The 18,236-nt window shown below is 64.1% G+C and carries 15 protein-coding genes; 1 reads left to right on the top strand and 14 read right to left on the bottom strand.

The window, feature by feature from the left end:
• Positions 1-139: 139 nt before the first annotated feature.
• On the top strand, positions 140-2,461 hold the full coding sequence (locus AC0L2H_RS15430; protein ID WP_473591017.1) for a PAS domain-containing sensor histidine kinase: 2,322 nt from the start codon (positions 140-142) through the stop codon (positions 2,459-2,461).
• 53 nt (positions 2,462-2,514) lie between these two features.
• On the opposite strand, the gene AC0L2H_RS15425 is transcribed toward AC0L2H_RS15430, so the two are convergent.
• From AC0L2H_RS15425 to AC0L2H_RS15360, 14 genes are all read right to left on the bottom strand, one after another.
• Positions 2,515-2,976, bottom strand: coding sequence for an EF-hand domain-containing protein (locus AC0L2H_RS15425; RefSeq protein WP_473591016.1), 462 nt, complete (start codon positions 2,974-2,976; stop codon positions 2,515-2,517).
• Positions 2,977-3,129: 153 nt separating this feature from the next.
• Entirely contained in the window at positions 3,130-6,096 is a 2,967-nt protein-coding gene (locus AC0L2H_RS15420; protein ID WP_473591015.1) for a bifunctional [glutamine synthetase] adenylyltransferase/[glutamine synthetase]-adenylyl-L-tyrosine phosphorylase, read from the bottom strand.
• Positions 6,096-7,562: a sensor histidine kinase gene (locus tag AC0L2H_RS15415; protein ID WP_473591014.1), complete on the bottom strand. Its 1,467-nt coding sequence runs from the start codon at positions 7,560-7,562 to the stop codon at positions 6,096-6,098. Before AC0L2H_RS15415 ends, AC0L2H_RS15420 begins: the two co-directional genes overlap by 1 nt.
• A gap of 6 nt (positions 7,563-7,568) precedes the next feature.
• Positions 7,569-8,243, bottom strand: a complete 675-nt coding sequence (locus AC0L2H_RS15410) for a response regulator transcription factor (protein WP_165779684.1) — start codon at positions 8,241-8,243, stop codon at positions 7,569-7,571.
• A gap of 318 nt (positions 8,244-8,561) precedes the next feature.
• On the bottom strand, positions 8,562-10,106 hold the full coding sequence (locus tag AC0L2H_RS15405; RefSeq protein WP_473591013.1) for a Do family serine endopeptidase: 1,545 nt from the start codon (positions 10,104-10,106) through the stop codon (positions 8,562-8,564).
• Positions 10,107-10,241: 135 nt separating this feature from the next.
• Positions 10,242-10,706: a cytochrome c-type biogenesis protein gene (locus AC0L2H_RS15400; protein WP_107649892.1), complete on the bottom strand. Its 465-nt coding sequence runs from the start codon at positions 10,704-10,706 to the stop codon at positions 10,242-10,244.
• Entirely contained in the window at positions 10,703-12,694 is a 1,992-nt protein-coding gene (locus tag AC0L2H_RS15395) for a heme lyase CcmF/NrfE family subunit (protein WP_473591012.1), read from the bottom strand. Before AC0L2H_RS15395 ends, AC0L2H_RS15400 begins: the two co-directional genes overlap by 4 nt.
• Before the next feature lie 68 nt (positions 12,695-12,762).
• Positions 12,763-13,206 (bottom strand): cytochrome c maturation protein CcmE, encoded by a 444-nt coding sequence (gene ccmE, locus AC0L2H_RS15390; RefSeq protein ID WP_473591011.1) that lies wholly within the window; start codon positions 13,204-13,206, stop codon positions 12,763-12,765.
• A gap of 3 nt (positions 13,207-13,209) precedes the next feature.
• The gene (ccmI, locus tag AC0L2H_RS15385) at positions 13,210-14,343 is read right to left on the bottom strand and encodes a c-type cytochrome biogenesis protein CcmI (RefSeq protein ID WP_473591010.1); all 1,134 of its coding nucleotides are present in this window, start codon (positions 14,341-14,343) and stop codon (positions 13,210-13,212) included.
• Positions 14,344-14,466: 123 nt separating this feature from the next.
• The gene (locus AC0L2H_RS15380) at positions 14,467-14,907 is read right to left on the bottom strand and encodes a hypothetical protein (RefSeq protein ID WP_473591009.1); all 441 of its coding nucleotides are present in this window, start codon (positions 14,905-14,907) and stop codon (positions 14,467-14,469) included.
• 156 nt (positions 14,908-15,063) lie between these two features.
• Positions 15,064-16,518 (bottom strand): ATP-binding protein, encoded by a 1,455-nt coding sequence (locus AC0L2H_RS15375; RefSeq protein WP_473591008.1) that lies wholly within the window; start codon positions 16,516-16,518, stop codon positions 15,064-15,066.
• The gene (locus tag AC0L2H_RS15370) at positions 16,502-17,167 is read right to left on the bottom strand and encodes a response regulator transcription factor (RefSeq protein ID WP_097574085.1); all 666 of its coding nucleotides are present in this window, start codon (positions 17,165-17,167) and stop codon (positions 16,502-16,504) included. Before AC0L2H_RS15370 ends, AC0L2H_RS15375 begins: the two co-directional genes overlap by 17 nt.
• Positions 17,168-17,268: 101 nt before the next feature.
• A complete protein-coding gene (locus tag AC0L2H_RS15365) occupies positions 17,269-17,568 on the bottom strand; it encodes a hypothetical protein (protein ID WP_473591007.1) in 300 nt (99 codons plus the stop codon).
• Positions 17,569-17,741: 173 nt separating this feature from the next.
• Positions 17,742-18,149, bottom strand: coding sequence for a DUF3168 domain-containing protein (locus tag AC0L2H_RS15360; protein WP_473591006.1), 408 nt, complete (start codon positions 18,147-18,149; stop codon positions 17,742-17,744).
• Positions 18,150-18,236 lie beyond the last annotated feature (87 nt).

Here is an 18,236-nt window from a genome sequence, read left to right as displayed (position 1 = left end):
CATTATTTTAGTCGATTTTTAATCTTTTTTCGCCGCGCCTCTGGACAAGGCGAATCACCTTTGATTCTTTACTGACGATTCGGAAGTGCGGCGTAGCCGGATCGTCAAGCGGCATAGGCAAAATCGGGGAGTGCCATTTATGGCGAAGGCGGACGCGTGGGGCGCGCCCGGAGGGACGGCTTTTGAGCGGCGTGAGGCGAGACGCAACGGTCTCGCCGGCAATGCGCGGCTCATCGCCGAACCCGCCTACCGTCGGCTGCTGGCGGCCGAGCCGTTTCTGCGCCGATCGATACCGGCCCTCATCATCATTTTCCTGATCGTCATCGCGGCGCTGCGCTTCCTGTCGCTGATGAACGAACGCGACGAAGTCGAGCGCGACGCCAGGGCGGTGCTGGCGCTCGCGGCTGGCCAGATGGCCAGCGCAATCTCGGCCGACCCCAATGCCGCATCAGGAGCCGCCCAGGATCTGCTGGAGAACACCAGCCGGCAGGGCGCCATGGGCCGGAGCCACGTGCTTGCGATCACCGACGGCGCCTTCAAGATCATCGCCGTGTCGCCGCTCACGACGGGCTGGCAGGGGCGCTCGCTCGACAGCCTGGTGCTGGGCGGCCAGCCGCTGTTCATGTTCGGCGACCGCGCAGGCGTGATGGAGGTCGGCATCGGCGGACAGGACTGGTTCGCGGCGGTGAGCCTGGCAGCCAACAGGAAGAATGCCGCGGCCGTGCTGGTGCCACAGGAGGCGGTCTTCGACACATGGCGCAAGACCGTCTCGCTCAACGTGACGCTGTTCGTGCTCACCGCCGGCGTGCTGATCATCATCCTCTATGCCTATTTCGGCCAGGCGGCGCGGGCGCAAGCCGCCGACCGCATCTATCTCGAAGCGCATCAGCGCATCGACATGGCGCTGGTGCGCGGCCGCTGCGGCCTGTGGGACTGGGACATGGTGCGCGGCAAGATGTACTGGTCGCGCTCGATGTACGACATGCTGGGCTACGAGCCCTGCGACACAATGCTGTCGTTCGGCGAGGTCGACGAGATTATCCACCCCGAGGATGGCGACCTGTTCGAGCTCGCCAACCGCATCGTCGGGCGCGAGATCGATCATATCGACCAGGTGTTCCGTATGCGCCATGCAGACGGACAGTGGGTGTGGATGCGCGCAAGGGCGCAGGTCATCGATCCGGAGGCGCCGGAGATCCAGCTGATCGGCATCGCCGTCGACGTCACCGAGCAGCGGCATCTGGCGCTGCGCTCGGAGGCCGCCGACCTGCGCCTTCGGACCGCCATCGAGAATATCAACGAATCCTTCGTGCTCTGGGATTCGGCCCAGCGGCTGATCATGTGCAATTCCAAATACCAGCAGGACAACGGCCTGTCGGATCGCGACGTGATGCCGGGCGCCTCGCGCGCCGTGCTGGAAAACCGCATGCTGGCCTACGCCTCGGAACGGCGGCTTGCCAACACCAGCGGGGCGCAAGGCGGCGCGACCTTCGAGCGGCAACTCGCCGACGGCCGCTGGCTGCAGGTCAACGAACTCAGGACCAGGGACGGCGGTATCGTCTCGGTCGGTTCCGACATCACCCAGATCAAGCTGCATCAGGAGAAGCTGGTCGACAGCGAGCGCCGGCTGATGGCGACCATCCACGATCTCAGCCTCGCCCGCCGGGCCGAGGAAGAACGGTCGCGCGAACTGGTCGAGCTCAATCGCAAATACATGAAGGAAACCGAGCGCGCCGAGGCGGCGAACCGGGCCAAATCCGAATTCCTGGCCAACATGTCACACGAATTGCGCACGCCGCTCAACGCCATCATCGGCTTTTCCGAGCTGATGGAGCAGGGCCTGTTCGGGCCGCTCGGTTCGTCGCGCTACGAGGAATATGCCACCGACATCAACGGCAGCGGCAAGTATCTGTTGGGCGTCATCAACGACATACTCGACATGTCGAAGATCGAGGCTGGCCAGTTCTCGATGGACCGGGAGGAAATCGACCTCTGCCCGCTGATCCGGGAGACCGTACGCGTCGTCTCGCTGCAGGCGGCGGAAAAGTCGATTTCCGTCGAAACACGCATCCCCGATTCGCTAACGCTCTTCGCCGATCGCCGGGCGATCAAGCAGATCGTCATCAACCTCTTGTCGAATGCGGTGAAGTTCACCGGCCAGGGCGGCCGCATCGCGGTGAGAGCCCGCAATATGTCGGGCGCCCTGGTGCTGACGATCGAAGACAATGGCTGCGGCATCCCGAAAGAGGCCCTGAGCAAACTCGGGCGGCCGTTCGAACAGGTGCAGAACCAGTTTTCCAAGAGCCATACCGGCTCCGGTCTTGGCCTTGCCATCTCGCGCTCGCTGGCCGAGCTTCAGGGCGGCGCCTTGAAAATCCGCTCCACCGAGGGTGTCGGCACGATCGTATCGGTGCGCATTCCCGTCAAGAAGGCGACGCAGGCGGTCAAGGCTGCCGCATGAGATGAACCCGTGTCTCCGGCGGCGCGCGTCGCCGGAGCCCATGCGACTACATTTTACTGCATGCTGTCGTTGCCACCACCCCATTTGCGATGACCGCCCTTCGGCAACTCGCTCTTCTCGATCTTGCCGTCATTGTTACGGTCGAACATGGCAAAGACCTTCTTCTCGCGGCCGGTGATGTCATCGGTCGTCAGCGTGCCGTCACCCCTGGTGTCGTAGCGGGCGATGATACGCTTGGCCATCCGCTCGAAACGCGCCTTCTCAAGTGCATCTGCGAGCTGGGCGACGGTCAGCTTGCCGCCGTTGTCGGCGACCATCTTCTTCAGTCGTGCGTTCATGGCATCGGAAAACTGGTCGAAGGTGATGGTGCCGTCTGAAGCCTTCATCGCCTTGTCGAGGCGCAGCATCATGCCCTCGCGCATTTTGGCACCGGCATTGTTTTCGGCATAGGCCGTGGTGCCGACGGCGCCGGCCAACGCTACGAAGGCAAGGGCAAGTTTGGTTGACTTTCTCATGGTCTTCTCCTGTTGCATCGTCACCCCCGATGCTAGAGCGGCGGATTTTCAATCCCGCCACTCTATCTCTTTGTTTGGACATCGGATTTTCCCAAAACCGGCTACCACTTTTGGGTCCGATGCCCTGGCCGAACAACCTTCAGGCCTTTGCCGTCACGGTCGTTTGGCACGAAGCAAAAGGTCGAAATCCTTTCTGACCTTTTGCGACGTCTCTTTGAGGTGTGCTTCCAGCACACCGAAATCCGGCAGGTCGGTGACCGCCAGCAGCAGATCCGAAAGCCCCGGCGGCACGTCATCGCGTTCGAACACGCCGGTGAGGCAGAGCCTGATCATCTGGGTCAGCGCAAGGTAGAGCGCATAGGCATCGCAGAGTTCCTGCCTGACCTGGGTCTCGGCGAAATCCGGCGCCAGGCGAGACAGGATTTCGGCTGTCCCGGTGGCCCTGCGGCCGGCTTCGACCTGCCCTGTGATCACGGCCACCTGGGCGATGAATTCGAGATCGATAAGGCCGCCCGGGACCAGCTTGATGTCCCAGAGATCGCGCGGCGGCTTCTCCTTTTCGATCATCGCGCGCATCTCGGACGCTTCGGCCCTCACCTTGGCGGCATCGCGCGGCAGGGCCAGCACCGCCGTCACGTCCGTCTCGACCTCGGCGCAGAGCGCCTGATCGCCGCCGATGGCGCGGGCCCTGGCCAGCGCCATATGCTCCCAGGTCCAGGCGTCCTGGCGCTGATACTTCTTGAAGGCATCGACATGGGTGGCCACCGGCCCCTTGTTGCCTGACGGGCGCAGGCGAAGGTCGAGCTCGTAAAGAACGCCCTCGGCTGTCGGCGCCGACACGGCCGATATCAGCCGCTGCGTTATCCTGGAGTAGTAGTGGGAAGGCGCCAGCGGCTTGTCGCCGTCGGACTCTTCGGCGTCAGCATCGTGATCGTAGAGCAGGATGAGGTCGACATCGGAGCCGGCCGTCAATTCGCGGCTGCCAAGCTTGCCCATGCCGAGCAGCGCAACGGTGCCACCGGCGATGCGGCCGTGGCGCTGTGCGAACTCGGCGATTACCGCCTGCAAGGCCGCATCGATGGTGAGATCGGCGAGATCGGAAAAGGCGCGGCCAGCGCGGGCCGGGTCGATCGAACCGGCCAGCAGCCGCACCCCGATCAGGAATTTCTGTTCCGAGGCAAAGATGCGCAAGCGGTCGAGCACGTCCTCATAGGCCCGGTCGCCTTCTATGAAGGCAGCGAGACGCGCCGACAGATAGGCGCGGTCGGGCAATTCGGTCAGCAGCGCCGGATCGAGCAGGCCGTCGAAGACATGCGGCCGGCGGGTGATGATCGCGGCCAGCCGGGGCGCCGCGCCCATGATCGTCGCCATCAATTTCAGCAGGGCGGGATTGGATTGGAGCAGCGAGAAGAGCTGGATGCCGGCAGGCAGGCCGGCGAGAAACTCGTCGAAGCGAATGACTGCCTCGTCGGCCCGGCGTGTCTGGCCGAATGCCTTGAGCAGCGCCGGCGTCAATTCGGTCAGCCGCTCGCGCGCCTCGGCCGACTGGGTGACGCGGTAGCGGCCGAAATGCCAGCCGCGAATGACGCGGCAAATATCGCTCGGCCGCTGGAAGCCGAGGCCGCTCAAGGTCTGCAGCGTGTCGGGATCGTCAACATCGCCGGTAAAGACCAGATTGCCGACGCCTGCCGAAAGCTCGGGCGCGGTTTCGAAAAGCGCGGCGTAGTGGCGTTCGACCTGGTGCAGCGCGGCGCGGAACGCCACGGCAAAACCTGCCGCATCGGCGAAACCCAGCATGCGGGCAATGCGATCCAGCCCCTCGTCGTCTTCCGGCAGCGTGTGGGTCTGCTCGTCGGCGACCATCTGGATGGCGTGCTCGACGCGGCGCAGGAACCAATATTGGCTGGCGAGCGTGTCGCGGGCGTCGGCGGTGATCCAGCCGCGCGCCGCAAGCTGGCCGAGCATCGGCACGGTCTCGCGACCGCGCAGATCGGGAAAGCGGCCGCCGGCGATGAGCTGCTGGGTCTGGACGAAGAACTCGATCTCGCGAATGCCGCCGCGGCCGAGCTTGACGTTGTGGCCTTTGACCGCGATCTCGCCGTGGCCCTTATGGGCATGGATCTGCCGCTTGATCGAATGGACGTCGGCGATCGCCGCATAGTCCATGTATTTGCGCCAGACATAGGGCTGCAATTCCCCGAGGAACGCGTCGCCAGCCGCGATATCGCCGGCCACCGGGCGCGCCTTGATCATGGCGGCGCGCTCCCAGTTCTGGCCACGCGCCTCGTAGTAGCGCAGTGCCGCCTCGACCGGGATCGCCAGCGGTGTCGAACCGGGGTCGGGGCGCAGCCTGAGATCGGTGCGGAAGACATAGCCGTGCTCGGTGCGGTCCTGCAGGATGCGGACCAGCCGGCGGGTCAGGCGCGAAAACAGCTCCGTCGCGTCGAGCGGATCGATGATTGCAGGCGCTTCCGGATCGAAGAAGACGACGAGATCGATGTCGGACGAGAAGTTCAATTCATGCGCGCCGAGCTTGCCCATGCCGAGCAGGATCCAGCCCGATTGCCGCGAAGGATCTTCCGGATCGGCCAGCTTGAGCTTGCCTTGCCCATGCGCATCGCGAAGCAGGAAGTCGACGGCGGCACGGGTGCAGGCGTCGGCGAGGTCGCTGAGACGCCGCACTGTGACAGCGGTCTCGGCTTCGCCTGCAAGATCGGCGAGCGCGATCAGGACATGCGCTTCCGTCTTCCATTGCCGCAGCTGCATCATCAGGCTGCTTTCGGAGACAGCTTGCGCACGCGCGGCCTTGTCGATCGCGGCGCCGATCGATGCGAGCCGGGCCTCGACCGTATCCTCGAAAAGCGTATCGAGAACCTCAGGACGGCGGCGCACCGCATCGCGCAGGAACGGCGACAGGTCGAACACCGCAGCAAGGAAATCCTGGACAGCGCCCGTTCCGGCAAGGAATTTCGCCAGCCGGGCAAACCCCTCCTCCTGGGCGGCTGAAGCGATCTCCGACAACTCCCGCCTGGCGCGGCCTGGATCCAGCGGAACAAGCCTGGCCGCCGGCTGCAAAAGCCAGTTGGCCCCGCCCCGTTTCGCAACCGCCCTCGCCGCCATCAGTGCTCCTCCCGTCCGGGAAAACTCATGACAACCGACAATCCGGGATTTGCCGGCAGAAGATCAAGCCGTCCGTTGTGGAACGTCATGATCGCCTTGGCGAGGCTGAGGCCAAGACCAGACCCGGGCTGCGAGCGGCTTTTTTCCAACCGCACGAAACGCTCGGTCACCCGTGCGCGATCGGCGTCGTCGGGAATGCCCTGGCCATTGTCGGAGACAGTAAGCCTGATTTCGCTGGCAACCCGTGCCAGCGTCACGCGCACGCCGGGCTTGCCGGTCGAATCGGTCGAATATTTGATCGCGTTGTCGACGATGTTCGATAACGCCTGGCCGATCAGCTCGCGATTGCCGTCGACGGCAAAACTGCCATCGACCGAACTCTCCAGCGTCACGCCGGCCTCTTCCGCCACCGGTTCGTAGAGCTCGACGACGTCGCGCACGGCGGCCGCCAGGTCGACCCGGCTGGTGCTTTCCGAGGAATAGCCTGCCTCCAGCCTGGAGATCATCAGGATAGCGTTGAAGGTCTTTATCAGCTGGTCGGACTCGATAATGGTCCCTTCCAGCGCCTGCCGGTAATCGGTGGTCCTGTGCTTGCCGGAAAGCGTCGCCTCGGCACGGTTGCGCAGCCGGGTCAGCGGCGTCTTCAGATCGTGGGCGATGTTGTCGGAGACCTGCTTCAGACCCTCATTGAGCGTGGCGATCCTGGCCAGCATGGAATTGAGGTTTTCGGAGAGCCGGTCGAACTCGTCGCCGGCCCCGGTAACCGGCAGCCGGCCGGAAAGATCGCCGCCCATGATGCGGCGGCTCGCCTCCGACACACTGTCGATGCGCTTCAGCGCCGCGCGGCCGACAAAGAACCAGATCAGCAGTCCGCCAAGCCCCATCATGCCCAGCGCCAGCATCAGGGCGCGGCGAATGACCGCCCGGAACCGCTCCGGCTCGCCGAGGTCGCGGCCGACAAGCATGATCATCTGGTTGGGCAGGCGCAGCACCAGCGCAATGGCGTTGTGACCCTTTTCGCCCTGCGCCTGCAACTCATTCTCGCCTGACTGCTGGTCGGAGACCGGGTTGCGCTGCCGTTCGAGCTCGCCCTCCCCGAAGCGCCGATAGGAGAACGGTTCCTTCGTCCAGCCTTCGGTCTCGATCACGCCCGGCTCCAGGCTCTGCACGTTGCCGGTCAGGATCTGGCCATTGGTGTCGGCGATCAGATAGAGGTTGGCGCCGGGCTGGCGCGAGCGGGCCTCGACCACGCGCACCAGCACCGGCAGACCACCGCGCTGATAGGCCCTGGCAAGGCCGAGCACCTCGTCGTTGATGGTGTCTTGCGTCTGCGCGGTCAGCATGCGCGCCGACAGCGAGGTCATGTAGAAGACGAGCAGCACGGCGCAAAGCGCGAAAAGCAGGAGATAAAGCGCCGAAAGCCGCGCCGCCGTCGTCTTCATGATGGCCGGCAGGGACAGTGCCATAAGGCCCTACCCGCTCTTCAGCATGTAGCCGGCGCCGCGAACCGTATGCAGGATCGGCTTGTCGAAGCCCTTCTCGATCTTGCCGCGCAACCGCGAGACATGAACGTCGATGACGTTGGTCTGCGGATCGAAATGGTAGTCCCAGACATTTTCGAGCAGCATGGTGCGCGTCACCACCTGACCGGCATGGCGCATCAGATATTCGAGCAGGCGGAACTCGCGCGGCTGCAGCGTGATCTCACGCGACGCGCGCCGAACCGAATGGGAAAGCCTGTCGAGTTCGAGATCGCCGACCCGATAGACGGTTTCGGCTTCCCTGGAACTGGCGCGACGGTTCAACACTTCGACGCGGGCGAGCAGTTCGGAGAAGGCGTAGGGCTTGGTCAGATAGTCGTCGCCGCCGGCGCGCAGGCCGGTGACGCGGTCGTCGACCTCGCCGAGCGCCGACAGGATCAGCACCGGCGTCGTGTTGCCCCTGGAACGCAATCCAGCGATGACCGAAAGGCCATCGCGGCGCGGCATCATGCGATCGATGACCATCACGTCATAGTCGCCGGCATCGGCGAGAGCGAAGCCGGTTTCGCCGTCGCCGGCGACATGCGCGGTGTGCCCGGCCTCGGCAAAGGCCTTCTGGAGGTAATCCGCGGCCTCACGATCATCTTCTATGACAAGAATCTTCATAGAGCCGTTATACGCGATTTCGCTGGAAGATTGAGTGGCCGGCATATGCATTGTGGCCTTCACCTTGGCGTATCGCAAACAAAGTGATTCAAGGATACGCGATAAATCTTTGTTTTAGAACGTCGTTGCCCGACCGCTACCCAGCCCGGGTCAAGCTCGTTTGGGCGACATGTTTGGATTAGGCGGCAGCGGGCGATGGGGGCCCGCTGCCGCTGGAGCAAAAACACGATGACTGACTAACGTGTTCAGGCTCCGTGCTTTCCCATGCGATGGCTCGGGGGTGTATGAAAAACCACCGCATTGGAAAAGTCCGATACATCAGCCCTTGGCGACAGGCAGCGCGACGAAGCGATTGGTGTCGTCGCGGGTGATCTGCATCAGCACCGCCTTGCGGCCGGACTTCACCGCATCGGCCATCGCCTTGGCGACGTCGTCGGTGCCGCTCACCTCAGTCGAATTGACCGAGGTGATGACGTCGCCGGGCTGGATGCCGCGGTCGGCGGCATCGCTGTCCGGATCGACATCGGTCACGACAAGGCCCTTGCCGTTGTCCGACTTGGTGACGGTGAGGCCGAGATCGGCCAGCGTGTCGGGCTTTGCCGGAGCTGCGGGCTGCTGCTGGTCGGCCGAGGCCTGCTTGTCGCTCGAGGGCAGTTTGCCGAGGTCGACCTTGAGCGTCTCGCTCTTGCCATCACGCCAGACCGTGACGTCGACGGACTTGCCGGGCGAATAAGCCCCGATGAGACGAGCCAGTTCCTTCGGCGAGGCAACATCCTTGCCGTCGACCTGGGTGATGACATCGCCTGACGTGATGCCGGCCTTCTTGCCTGGACCATCGTCCTGGGCGCTGGAAACAAGCGCCCCCTTCTCGGACTTCAGCCCGAGCGATTCGGCGATGTCCGTCGTGACCGGCTGGATCTCGACGCCGAGCCAGCCGCGCTGGACGGAACCGTTCTTCATCAGATCCTCTACGACCGTTTTGGCGGTCGAGGCAGGAATGTCGAAGGCGATGCCGACGCTGCCGCCCGACGGCGAGAAGATCGCGGTGTTGATGCCGACGACCTGGCCATTGAGGTTGAAGGTCGGGCCGCCGGAATTGCCGCGGTTGACCGAGGCGTCGATCTGGAGGAAATCATCATAGGGACCGGCGCCGATATCGCGGCCACGGGCCGAGACAATGCCGGCGGTGACGGTGCCGCCGAGGCCGAAGGGATTGCCGACCGCCACGACCCAGTCACCGACGCGAACCTTGGAATCATCGGCGAAGTCGACATAGGTGAACTTGCCGACGCCATCGACCTTGAGCACGGCGAGATCGGTACGTGGGTCGGTGCCGATCAGCTTGGCGTCAAGTTCCTTGCCGTCATTCATTACCACGGTAAAGGCCGAGCCTTCTTCGACGACATGGTTGTTGGTGACGAGATAGCCGTCATCGGAGATGAAGAAGCCGGAGCCTTGCGCAACCGGGCGCGGCTGGTCGTTGTTGTGGTCGCGACGCCCGAAACGGCGATGACCCTGGTCCTGGCCATTCTGGTCGCCAAAGCCACGGAACTCCTTGAAGAAGCGGCGCAGTTGCGGATTGTCGGGGAGATTGTCGAAGCCGCCCTGATCGTCGGAGCCGTCATCGGCGGCCGGCTCGATCCTGGCCTTGACCTTGACGCTGACGACGGCGGGAGAAACGCGCTCGACAATATCGGCGAAGCCGGGCACCTGCGGTGCCTCGACACGCACGGCGTCAGCCAAAACCGGTGCCGTCCCGGTGGCGACGGCAGCGAAGCCGATCGCGCCGGCAATGGCGACAGAAGCGGCGGCAGCCAACAGACGCTTGCGGGTGCGGGGATATGAATTGGGGGCAATATTCATGGTTCTCGTATCCTCTTTGAAGGGATGCGCTCAGGTGAGCATCCTCAGGCAAGGAGAAATAGAGGGGCGCACATTACGGCGCCATTTCCAGTGCATGAAACTTTCGTAATGTTTGCGGAGAAGCCGGTTCCGCTTTCAGTCCCGCCGCAAGATCTTATCCAGCGCCGCCTGTTCCTCGGGAGTCAATGCAGCGGTTGCTGTCGAACGGCGCGATCGGGCGGTCAGCACGATGAAGAACCCGCCGGCCAGGAGCAGAAGGATCGGCGTACCCCAGAGCAAGCCATTGCGCAGGTTGAAGCGCGGCTTCAAAAGCACGAACTCGCCGTAGCGCGAAACGATATAGTCCATCACCTGCTGGTCGGTGTCGCCGGCGACCAGGCGCTGGCGCACCAGGACACGCAGGTCTCGGGCAAGGTCGGCATCGGATTCGTCGATCGACTGGTTCTGGCAGACCATGCAGCGCAGCCCCTCGGAAAGGGCCCGCGCCCTCGCCTCGAGCGCCGGATCTGGCAGTACCTCGTCGGGCTTCACCGCGAAGGCGCCGCCGGCAAACAACAGCGATAAGAGCAGCACCAGCGAGGCGAGCGAGAACCTGGTCATGGCAGGCCCGCGGAAGGCACGGCGCCTGTCGGCTTGCGACGCCGCGACGGCGCGCCGACGCGCAGGCGGCGGTCCATGAGCGACATCGCCGCGCCCGCCATCATCACCAGGCCGCCACCCCAGATCAGCGTCACCAGCGGCTTCCACCACAGACGCACCACGACGGAGCCGTCGGTCGCCTCGTCGCCAAGCGAGAGGTAAAGCTGGCTGAACCCGATCGTCTTGATGCCGGACTCGGTCGTCGTCATCTGGCGCACCGGATAGAAGCGCTTGGCCGAAGTGATTTCGCTGATGCTGCTGCCGTCGGCGCCAAGCAGGGCGAAGCGGCCGCGGTCCTCGCTGTAATTAGGCCCTTGAGCCGGATAGAGCCCTTCGAAACGCAGCGTATGGCCGGACAGTTCGACGGTCTCGCCGGCACGCATCGACAGGATCTTCTCGGCGCCGAAGCTGAGCGTGCCGACAATGCCGAGCAGCGTCAGGCCGAGGCCGAGATGGGCGAGCGCGGTGCCGAAGACGGAGCGCGGCAGGCCGGCGAAACGTCGCAGCATGATGGCGGGCGCTACGCTGCCCGCGCCGGATTTGACCGCAAGATCAGTGAGCGCGCCGCAAACCAGCCAGACGGCGAGGCCGACACCAAGTGCTGCGAACACCGAGGCGCCATCGACGAACAGAGCCGTCACCAGCACAGCGGCGAGCGCCAGGGCAAAGGCCGCCATCAGGCGCTGTGCCGCGGCAAAAACGTCGCCGCGCTTCCAGGCCAGCAGCGGCCCGAACGGCACGATCGCCAACAGCGGCAGCATCAGCGGACCGAAAGTCAGGTCGAAGAACGGCGCACCGACCGAGATCTTGTCGCCCGTAACGGCTTCGAGCGCCAGCGGGTAAAGCGTGCCGACCAGCACGGTGGCGGTGGCGGTGGTCAGGAACAGATTGTTGAGGACCAGCGCGCCTTCGCGCGAGATTGGGTGGAAAAGGCCGCCGGCCGTCAGCCGCGAGGCACGCAAGGCAAACAGCGCCAGCGAGCCGCCGATGAACAGCGTCAGGATGCAGAGGATGAAGACTCCGCGCGTCGGGTCGGTGGCGAAGGCGTGCACCGAGGTCAGCACGCCGGATCGCACCAGGAAGGTGCCGAGCAGCGACAGCGAGAAGGTCAGGATCGCCAGCAGCAGCGTCCAGATCTTCAGCGCCGAGCGCTTCTCCATGACGATCGCCGAATGCAAGAGCGCCGTGCCCGCCAGCCACGGCATGAAGGAGGCGTTCTCGACCGGATCCCAGAACCAGAAGCCACCCCAGCCGAGCTCGTAATAAGCCCAGTAGGAACCCATGGCGATGCCGCCGGTGAGGAACATCCAGGCGACCAGCGTCCATGGCCGCACCCAGCGTGCCCAGGAGGCGTCGATGCGGCCCTCGATGAGGGCAGCGACCGAGAAGGAAAAGCAGATGGAGAAACCGACATAGCCGAGATAGAGCAACGGCGGATGGATGGCGAGGCCGAGATCCTGCAGGATCGGGTTGAGATCGCGGCCTTCTATCGGCGCCGGATTGAGCCGGGCGAACGGATTGGACGTGGTCAGGATGAAGAGGAAGAAGGTGGCGCCGATCGCGCCCTGCACGGCCAGCACATTGGCCCGCAGCGTCGCCGGAAGATTGCCGCCGAAGAGGGCGACGAGCGCCCCGAAGAAGGTCAGGATGAGCACCCAGAGCAGCATCGAGCCTTCATGATTGCCCCAGGTTCCGGTGATCTTGTAGATCAGCGGCTGCAGCGAATGCGAGTTCTCCCAGACGCTTGCCACCGAAAAATCGGAGTTTGCATAGGCTGTCGCAAGCGCGGCGAAGGAGAATGCGGTCAAGGCAAAGCCAGTCACGGCGACAGGACCGCCGACGGCCATCATCCTGGGGTTGCCGGTACGCGCGCCAAACAGCGGCACCAGCGTCTGCACCAGGGCCAGCGCAAAGGCCAGAACCAGGGCGAAATGTCCGGTTTCAACCATCGCGGCGCCTTTCTGGTTTTGTCGCAGGTTCTCGCCGGAAAACCGCAGGACGCTTTTTCGGAACCTGCTTACTCACTCTTGCTCTCCTGCCACACGCCCTTGGCCTTGAGGCCGTCGGCCACTTCCTTGGGCATATAGCTCTCGTCGTGCTTGGCCAGCACGCTGTCGGCGACAAAGACGCCGTCCGGGCCGAAACTGCCTTCGGTGATGACGCCCTGCTCCTCGCGGAAAAGGTCAGGCAGGATACCGGTATACGTGACTTTGACCGACTTCTGCGTATCGGTCACCGAAAAAGCGACCGTGGCGCCCTGCCCGCGCTGGACGGTGCCTTTTTCCACCAGCCCACCCAGCCTTATGCGCTGGCCCGGCTGCATGCTGGCGGCGGTCAGGTCGGCGGGCATGTAGAAATAGGAGGCCTTCTGGCCGAGCGCATAGAAGGTCAGCCCGGTGGCCGCGCCGAGAAAGGCCAGGCCAGCGACGATCACCGAAAGTCTCTTCTGCTTGCGCGTCATCGTCTACTCCGTCGCCGTCAGGCCAAGCGAGGTGGCAAAGGCGGTGAATTTCCTGGCTTCCTCACTGTCGGGGCCAAAGACGGCGATACCGCGATTAAGCGCATCGCGCGCCTGGTCGGCCTTGCCCAGCACAACATAGGAACGAACGAGCTGCATCCACCCTTCCGCGTTGCGCGGATCTTGCCGCAGTTTCTCGTCGAGGCCTGCAACCATGGTCTCGATCATCGCTTGCCTGTCCTGCGGCGACATGGACGATGCGGCGTCGACCTCCCCGGCATCCGGGCCCTTCGCGGGCTCGCCTGCGGCGACGGGCTTGTTCGCGGATTCGGCCAGCGCCTGCTCTACGGCGCCACGCCATAGCGAATCTTGCGGCAATTTGCCGAGCATTTTCTGCCAGGCGGCCACCGCTTCCGGGACGCGGCCCTCCTGCGCCAGGCCCATGGCAAGATAGAAGTTCGCCTTTGGATTGGCCGGATCGAGCTTCAAGGCTGCCTCGAACGCATCCTGCGCCTCGGCCGAAACGATGCCGCCGGCCGCATTGGCGATCGCCTCGCCGAGACCGGCCTGGCGGGCCGCACTGTCGCCATCGAGACGAATGGCGTTGCGATAGGCGCCGACCGCGTCGGGGAACCTCTGCATGCGCAGATAGATCGGCGCCAGCACATCCCAGCCCCTGCCATCGGACGGATTGGCGGCAAGATGGGCCTCGGCGCGCGCCACCAGTTCGTCCACCGAACTGTCGGCGGGATTCTTGGCCAGCCGTGCGCTGAGCGGCTGCGACGGCAGGTCGGGCGAGCCGAGCTCGCTGTAGAACCCCCAACTGATCAGCGGAACCGCCAGAACCGCCACCGTAGCGACCAGCCGCGTCGTCGTTGACGGTCCGACTGCCTTGGCGGCCGGATCGGCATTGCCCAGGCGAAGGATGCGGCGGGCGATTTCGGCGCGCGCCTCCTCGGCCTCGGCCGGCTGGATCAGGCCGCGCGCCGCGTCGCGGTCGAGTTCGGACAGTTGGTCGCGATAGACTTCAAGGTCATGGTCGCCGGCGGCGGACGCGCCCTTCGAGCCGCCGGCCAGCGGCAGCAGCACCGCCAGGCTTGCGCCCAGCGTGAGAATGGCGGCTATGACCCAGAAAAGCATGGTTCTTCCAATAGCGGCAGAGCCTTGTGCTGCCAACACAGGCGCACTGCGACGCTTTGACGACCGGAGCGCCGCATGTCCTTGATCGATATCAACCGAAGCGGCCGATCGGAACAATTGAGCTCAGGTCAGCGGTGTCCAACTGCCATCGGCGTTGCGGCAGGCGGTGCCCCGCGCGGTGGCCCCGACGGTGCCGGTAAACACCGTATGGGTGTATTGCCGGCAATCCTGCGAACCGACGCGATAGGGCTGAGCAGCGACCACCTCGCCCGAGCGGCCCGAACTGTCGCCTTTCCATGTCACCTTCTGGCCGCTCGCGGTATATTCGAGCGCCTTGTATTCGGCTTCCAGCGCCTTGCGCTTGTCCGCATCGCCGAGCCCCGAGCCGATCGATCCGCCGACGAGGCCGCCCCCCATGGCGGAAATGATCGTCGTCGTCACCTTGCCGCCGCCTGGCGGCAGTGAGGCCGGCTGCGGCGCAACCGTGACGCCCGGGCCCTTGCCCAATGTGGTGCAGCCGGAAACGGCGAGCAGTGCGGAAACGAGCGCGACGCGAATCTTCATGCCAACAACCGGTTTTCTCGAGTTAGAGCTGGGTCGCGCCTTCGGGAGGTCGGCGTGGCCATAGTGTTGATGTTTGTCGGAAATTTGGCCATCGTTCGCGATCTCGGGATCAATCGACACGCCGCCATGGCATGCATCGCCCATCGACGTCGACCATTATTGAAGGCTCCGCAATCGAACCACCGCCTTCAACCCGCCCATGCCAGACCGTTCCAGCGCCAGAGCACCTCCATATTCGTTGACCAGGTCGGCGACAATGGCAAGCCCGAGCCCTGTCCCCGGCTTTGTCTCGTCGAGACGCCGCCCGCGCTTCAGCACCTCGCGCGCCTTGTCCTCGGGAATGCCCGGGCCGTCATCCTCGATGCTGATCTCGAATAGATTGGCAAGACCTTCCTTGCCGGCGCCACCCTTGCCCGAGATTGGCGAAACCGACACGGCGACGGCGCCTTTTGCCCATTTCATCGCATTGTCGAGAAGATTGCCGAGCAATTCCTCCAGATCCTCACGTTCGCCGGCAAAGATAATATCGGTTGCCGGCAATGAAAGCGAGAGATCGGTCTCAGGGTTGAGTTTTTGCAGCACACGCACCATGCGCTGGACCAGCGGCGCCACCGGCGTGCGATAGACGACGCTGTCGCGTTGCGCGGCAACGCGGGCACGCTGCAAATAGTGGTCGACCTGCTTCTGCATGGAAGCGGCCTGCTCGGCGATGAGCTGACCCTTGGCGCCGCCAAGCGCCCGCCCCTCGTTGATGAGCACCGCCAGCGGCGTCTTCAGCGAATGGGCGAGGTTGCCGACCTGCGTGCGCGAACGCTCGACGATGCGCTTGTTGTTTTCGATGAGCGCGTTGGTCTCGTTGGCAAGCGGTTCGATCTCGGCCGGGAAGTGGCCGTCGAGCCTTTGCGCCGTGCCCTCGCGCACCATGGCAAGCGCGTTGCGGACCCGGCGCAAGGGCTGCAGGCCGAGCAGGATGGCGATCGCGTTGATGGCGATCATGCCGACGCCGAACAGGGAAAGATAGGTCAGCAGGCGGCGCTGGAAGCTGGCAATCTCCTGATCGAGCTCAGTCTGGTTGCCCATGACGCGGAAGCGCGCGGCGCGGTTTTTTGCGTCGAGGACGAACTCGCTCTCGAACACTTCCAGCTCCTCGCCATCGATGCCTTCCGTGGCATAGCTGCGCTGGAAGCTGGAATTGAAAGGGACCTCGGCGACGCTCGGCGACGGGATCGTCTTGGTCATCGAGGATGAATGAAGATCACCGTGCACGCCTTCCGATGCAGGCTCCACCGACCAGTACCAGCCCGAATTCGGCTCCGAGAATCGCAGATCGCCAAGGTCCGGGGCGCCGGTCAGCGAACCGCCTTCGGACACGCCGACGGAACCGATCAGGTTGAACAGATGCGCCGAAAGCAGGCTGTCGAAGCCACGCTCGCTCGCCTGGCGGTAGAGCGTGGTGATGAGGGTGAAGATGACGATCAGGGTGAGGATCGCCCAGATCGTGGAAAAGGCGATCACCCGGAACGCCAGCGATCGCGGCCAGAACCGCAGCGAAAGCGGCGACCTTATGGTTTGCTGGGTAGGCAGCGGTTCCGCCTTACGCCTCCGGCTCACGCATGCGGTAGCCCATGCCGCGAACGGTTTCGATCATGTCGATGCCCATCTTCTTGCGAAGCCGCCCGACAAAGACCTCGATTGTGTTGGAATCGCGGTCGAAATCCTGATCATAGAGATGTTCGACCAGCTCGGTGCGGGACACGACCTCGCCCATATGATGCATCAGATAGGCAAGCAGGCGGAATTCGTGCGACGTCAGCTTCAGCGGCACGCCGTTGACGTCGGCCTTGGACGCCTTGGTGTCGAGACGCAGCGGCCCGCAGGTCAATTCCGACGACGCATGGCCGGCCGCGCGACGGATCAAGGCACGGACCCTGGCCAGCACCTCCTCGATGTGGAATGGCTTGGTGACATAATCGTCGGCGCCGGCGTCGATGCCGGACACCTTGTCGCTCCAGCGGTCGCGCGCCGTCAGGATAAGGACCGGCATCTTGCGGCCGCCGCGGCGCCAGCGCTCGACCACGCTGATGCCGTCCATCTGGGGCAGGCCGATGTCGAGAACGACCGCGTCATAAGGCTCGGTGTCGCCGAGAAAATGCCCCTCCTCGCCGTCGAAAGCCTTGTCGACGACATAGCCGGCATCAGCCAACGCGTCCGAAATCTGCCGGTTGAGATCCTTGTCATCTTCGACGACGAGTACGCGCATGCGGGGATCGTTACCTGTTGAAGCGTTGGCCTGTTGCGGGTGTCAGATATAGGCCGATTCCAGCGGCCTGGGAAACGGAGGCCTTAGAATGGAAGATTGGGTCAGTTCAGCGGAACCACGATTTCGGAGCGGCGCGGACGCTGCCCGTCCTTGCCCGGGACCAGCACGACGATGACGCAGACCGCCTGGCCACCGCGCGTCGACTGCGAGGCCTTGGCCAGCGTGCCGCCGTTCTGCTGCGCAACCTGCTGGCCGATCGCGTAGCAGTCGGAGGCGGCGAGGATGATCGGGGAAGCCTGCTCGGGCACGGCGACCGGCAGCGCCGTCGCCTGCGACGCGAACAGACCGGCCGCAGCAAGCGCCAGTATCGCGGTTTTGAGATTGGAGCGAAGCGTTTTCATGGTCGGCGTTGTAACGCATCGGTGCTGAACGTGAAATGAACAGTGAACGCCCAAAAAACCATGCTCGCAACCCCCTGAAACGCGAGACAATCAAATCTGAGATTTCACCGCCCAACCCGGTGAAGTCAGCGAAAGGGCAGTCTAGACTCCGTTTCACCGATATTGAAAGTGCCTCAGGCGTTTTCCTGGGTGATGGCGCGAAAGCGCAGCAGTCCATGATGGACCGCCAGATCCTCGTCAAAGCGGGCTTCCGCGAATTCCAGTGACAGCCGTGTTTGGCCGTGCGGGCCAATGGCCAGCGCAGCGTTCGCAAGGCGCGCCTCGATCCTGTCCATGATGTTGCGGGTTTCGGCTTCGCCATGGGCTTTCGACCAGACGTGCAGCGTGACAAGCTGATCGGCGTCGTTGTCGGCGCCAGTGTCCCAGTCAAAAGCGCTGGTATGGCCGCAAGTCACGTAGGGAAAGGCGACGTTGTCGGTCGCCTGCTCGACAAGGCCGGCGCCGCCCAGCAGCGCCGATAGCGATGCGTCGCTTTTCAATCTCTGGAACAGGGCCTGCTGCAAATCGCCGGGCGCCGTCATCTGTCATCCCCTCGCCCGTCGCGCTTTGACAGGCTTTGCGCCCGCGACGCTTCCTGCTTCCAACCTAACCGCGTTGAGCTTCCCGCG

This window comes from Mesorhizobium sp. WSM4871 (genome assembly GCF_055811295.1).
Note: the sequence above shows the minus strand (reverse complement) of the source record. Positions and strands in the feature narration are given on the sequence as shown.